Annotated in this window: 4 protein-coding genes and 1 pseudogene; all 5 read left to right on the top strand. The window is 60.0% G+C overall.

Translation table 11 applies throughout. The annotated features are described in order from the left end of the window. A partial coding sequence (locus AC5ZFO_RS47330) for a hypothetical protein (RefSeq protein WP_496124174.1) occupies positions 1-247 on the top strand: 247 nt, incomplete at its 5' end. Between the two features lie 151 nt (positions 248-398). Then, the gene (gene istA / locus AC5ZFO_RS47325; RefSeq protein ID WP_496124173.1) at positions 399-1,940 is read left to right on the top strand and encodes an IS21 family transposase; all 1,542 of its coding nucleotides are present in this window, start codon (positions 399-401) and stop codon (positions 1,938-1,940) included. Between the two features lie 16 nt (positions 1,941-1,956). Further along, a pseudogene (istB, locus tag AC5ZFO_RS47320) lies at positions 1,957-2,717 on the top strand (IS21-like element helper ATPase IstB). Positions 2,718-2,773: 56 nt separating this feature from the next. After that, entirely contained in the window at positions 2,774-3,685 is a 912-nt protein-coding gene (locus AC5ZFO_RS47315) for a thioesterase domain-containing protein (protein WP_496124172.1), read from the top strand. 81 nt (positions 3,686-3,766) lie between these two features. Beyond that, a complete protein-coding gene (locus AC5ZFO_RS47310) occupies positions 3,767-3,901 on the top strand; it encodes a transposase (protein ID WP_496124171.1) in 135 nt (44 codons plus the stop codon). Positions 3,902-4,116 lie beyond the last annotated feature (215 nt).

The following is a 4,116-nucleotide window of genomic DNA, read 5'->3' as shown; positions in this document are numbered from 1 at the left end:
TCCACCGAATCGAGATGATAAAGTGAATCATCAAGCCCCCTCCCTGGCGAGGGGGTTCTTCAGCAGACTGCTAGAGCTTGTAGGCGCCAATCAAGCGTCCATTGTCGTCATGGAAAGCAACCGCGACCTCATCAAAGCGATCGAAGGGTTAAAGGTGTTCGCGCCCGGAGAACGCCTCGCCGGCAAGCTCGTCGTCATTGATGCCGAAGACATCGAATGGCCGGTTGCATGTTTCGCGGGATCGTGAGCACGGATTTCAGGGGATCGTGAGCAGAGATTTCAGACGATCGTGAGCACGGATTTCGCGGGATCGTGAGCAACTTTTCCGCGGCTCAACCCGCTTCGGCCGACAACTCAACCGGCTTAGGAACTGCCTCGTCAGTGAACGAGGAAGGCCTATGCCCACCCAGAGATTGTCGATGCGCCGGATCAAAGAGGTTCTCCGCTTAAAACATGTTCAAGACTTGCCGGAGCGAGCCATCGCGCGCACCCTGGGCATCAGCAACGGCGCCGTGCACAGCTATCTGCGCCGAGCCGGGGCCGCCGGGCTGAACTGGCCGTTGCCGGCCGGAATGACCGACGAGGACCTGGAACTGCTGCTTTTCCCTGCGCCGAGGCCTGCGTCGCAGAGCCCCCAGCGGCCCATTCCCGACTGGGGCTATGTCGACAAGGAGCTGCGCCGGCGCAACGTGACCCGCCGGCTGCTGTGGGACGAGTATCGCGCCAGCCATCCCGATGGCTTCGGCTACACATGGTTCTGCACGACCTACGAGGCCTGGAAGGGGCGTGCCCGGCCTTCGATGCGGCAGACCCATCTGGGCGGCGAGAAGGTTTTCGTGGATTTCGCCGGCGACACCGTCGACGTCATCGACCCCTCAAGTGGGGAAGTGCAGTCGATGAAGCTGTTCGTCGCGGCGATGGGCGCCTCCAACTATACCTACGCCGAGGCCTGCCCAAGCGAGGGGCTCGCCGACTGGATCCGGGTCCACATCAACCTTTTCGCCTTCCTCGGCGGCGCGCCGACATTCGTGGTCTGCGACAATCTCAAGGCCGCCGTCACCAATCCCGACCGCCACGATCCCGGCCTCAACCGAACCTATGCCGAGATGGCGAGCCATTACGGCACGGCCATTCTCGCAGCCCGGCCGCGGCGCCCAAAGGATAAGGCAAAGGTCGAAGTTGCGGTGCAAGTCGCCCAGCGATGGATTCTGGCGCGGCTACGCAACCAGCGCTTCTTTTCGTTAGCGGAGCTGAACGTAGCCATCAAAATACTCGCCGTCGAACTCAATGCCCGGCAGATGCGCGACTTTGGCGCCAGCCGCGCCGAACTGTTCGCCGAGCTCGACCAGCCCAAGCTCACAAAGCTGCCGGACCAGACTTACGCTTTCGCACGCTGGAAGCGATGCCGGGTCGGCCCCGACTATCATATCGAGATCGATGGACACTGGTATTCCGCACCGTATCGGCTCATCCGGGAGCTCGTCGATGCGCGCATCGACGACAGGACGGTCGAGATCTTCTACAACGGCCGCAGGATCGCCAGCCACGCCCGCGCGCCCAACCGGCGGGGCCACACCACCATCTCCGACCACATGCCCAGCGCCCATCGGCGCTACGGCCAATGGACGCCCGCCGGAGTGATCGCCGCCGGCGAGCGGATCGGTCCGTCGACCGCCGCCTTCTTCCAGGCCGTGATCGCGGCCCGGCCGCATCCCGAGCAAGGCTTTCGCACCTGCCTCGGCATTCTGTCGCTGACCAAAAGCTACAGCGCCGAGCGCGTCGACGCGGCCTGCCGACGCGGCATTCTGATCAAGGCGCGATCCGTCGCCTCGATCCGCTCCATCCTCCAGAACGGCCTGGATCGCACCTTTCTCGACGAGCCCTCCGAACCCCAACCCCTGCGCCACGGCAACATCCGCGGCCGGGATTATTTCCACTGAAGCCAAGGAGACTTGTATGCTCAACCATCCCACCCACGAACGCCTGATCGAGCTCGGCTTGAGCGGCATGGCCAAGGCCTTCGAGGAGCAGCGACGATCACCTGATCTCGAAGCCTTGCCGTTCGAAGATCGCATCGGCCTGCTGGTCGACCGGGAAGCCGCGGAACGCGACACCAGGCGGCTCACCACGCGCCTCAAGCTGGCCGCGCTTCGCCAGAATGCCTGCGTGGAGGACGTTGATTTGCGCACGCCGCGGGGTATCGACCGGGCCGTCTTCGCCAAGCTCGTCAGCGGCGACTGGATCGATCGCCACGAGAATTTGCTCATAACCGGAGCGACCGGATTGGGCAAAAGTTGGTTAGCCTGTGCCCTCGGCCACAAGGCCTGCCGCGACAATCGCTCGGTTCTCTATCATCGCGTCCCAAGACTGTTCGAAGCGTTGGCGCTCGCGCGGGCGATGGACGTTATGCCCGCTTGCTCAAAACCATTGGCCGCGCCCAGCTTCTGATTTTGGACGATTGGGGATTGTCGGTGCTCACCGCCACCGAGCGGCGCGATCTACTGGAAATCCTCGAGGACCGCCATGGCCGCGCCTCCACCATCGTAACCAGCCAACTCCCTGTGGACACATGGCACGAAGCTATCGGAGACCCAACCTACGCCGACGCCGTCCTAGATCGCCTCGTCCATAACGCTCACCGCCTCCAGTTGGCCGGCGAAAGCATGCGAAAACGCAACGCCAAAACCATCACCCTTGACGAGCAGCCAGAACGCTGACTCTATCACCGCCTCGGCCGGAGCGGGCTGCTCACGATCGTCTGAATTCGGCGCTCATGATCGCGCGAAATCGCTGCTCACCATCAGTGAAATATGCACCCAGCAGCTCGGGAGTGATTTGTGTTCGAGAAACCGGATCGCAGCCGCCGCTGTTCTTTGTTCCTACAGGTTTAGGCGATTGCTCCTATGTCCTTAGTTTGGTGCAGGAGATGGACGCAGGATGTCCTGTCCACACTTTGCCATGGCCGCCATTTAGTGAAGTTCAACTTCCAACTCTTGAAGAGATAGCCTCGCAACTAAATTTGGCAATTAGAGAGATCCAGCCACGAGGTCCATATCGGATCGCTGGATACTCATCAGGAGGAATCTTGGCTTACGCAATTGCGCAGCAATTACTGGACCACGACGAAGCTCTTTCATTCATCGCTCTAATTGACGTTGTACTATTTTCAAATCCATCAAGCGTGTCACCCCCCCAAAGGGTACAAGAAGTGATCCTGGAATCTCTCGAATTAGACGACGAAAGGTTCGAAATACTTGAACGCTTCGCTGGACGAAGTTCAATTTCTCAATTCCTGGAAAAGGCACAGAAAATTGGGGCGATCCCTCAGGATCGCGATCTCCACAGTGACATTCTGACGTATGAAAGGGCCATGCAGTTCCAATGGGCGCTGGACTCGTATCAAGCTCCATCCCTCCCGGTCGAGGTATACCAGTTCTATGCCAATGAACCTCTTCGCCATCGGGCACGATCTCGCAAAAATTCAATAGGTCCAGAAGCACGTTCGCCTTTGCGGGGTTGGGGCCGAATTTTGCGTACGGAGGCCATTCATGCCGTGCCAATTCCAGGTGACCACATGACGATGATGAATGTCCCGGGGAACCGCCTAGTTCTGGCTCGATGCCTATCAACGGCCCTTGGCCAGTCAGCGACCGGCGCCAAACGGCTTCCAATAAAGGGTTTATAGGGCACTGAAGTGGACCCCGGATTGTGGACCGGCGGCTTAGGTGGTGCGGATGCCGTTCCGTTTTGATAAACGGAGCGGACCATGAAGAAGACGAGACGGAAAATCGATGCGGCGCTGAAGGCAAAGATCGCCTTGGAGGCGCTGCGAGAACAATCAACGGTGACGGATCTGGCGCAGCGCTACCAGGTGTCATTCGGCCCTTTAATTGCGGTTTGATGTCAAGTGGTGTCTCCTTTCTTGAAGGCGGTAGCGCTCGACCTGTCGGAGCCCGCCATTGCGTAGACAGGGCGAGCGCGGGTGATGACGATGCCAGTCCGGTCGCGGGAGCTATGACGGATTTTGGGTGACGCGGTCCGATCAGGCGGCGCGGACTTCAGCGGTCGGAATGACTTCGATTCCGTCCGCAAACTTTACCCCGGATATCAGCTCCG

This window comes from Bradyrhizobium sp. Unk1 (assembly GCF_059512345.1).
The sequence above is the reverse complement of the archived record's forward strand: the minus strand, read 5'-3'. Positions and strand labels throughout refer to the sequence as shown.

Bases quoted from the DNA above. Each gene is read 5' to 3' on its own strand.
- istA (WP_496124173.1), top strand. From the start codon at position 399: ATGCCCACCCAGAGATTGTCGATGCGCCGGATCAAAGAGGTTCTCCGC.
- AC5ZFO_RS47315 (WP_496124172.1), top strand. From the start codon at position 2,774: ATGATCGCGCGAAATCGCTGCTCACCATCAGTGAAATATGCACCCAGC.
- AC5ZFO_RS47310 (WP_496124171.1), top strand. From the start codon at position 3,767: ATGAAGAAGACGAGACGGAAAATCGATGCGGCGCTGAAGGCAAAGATC.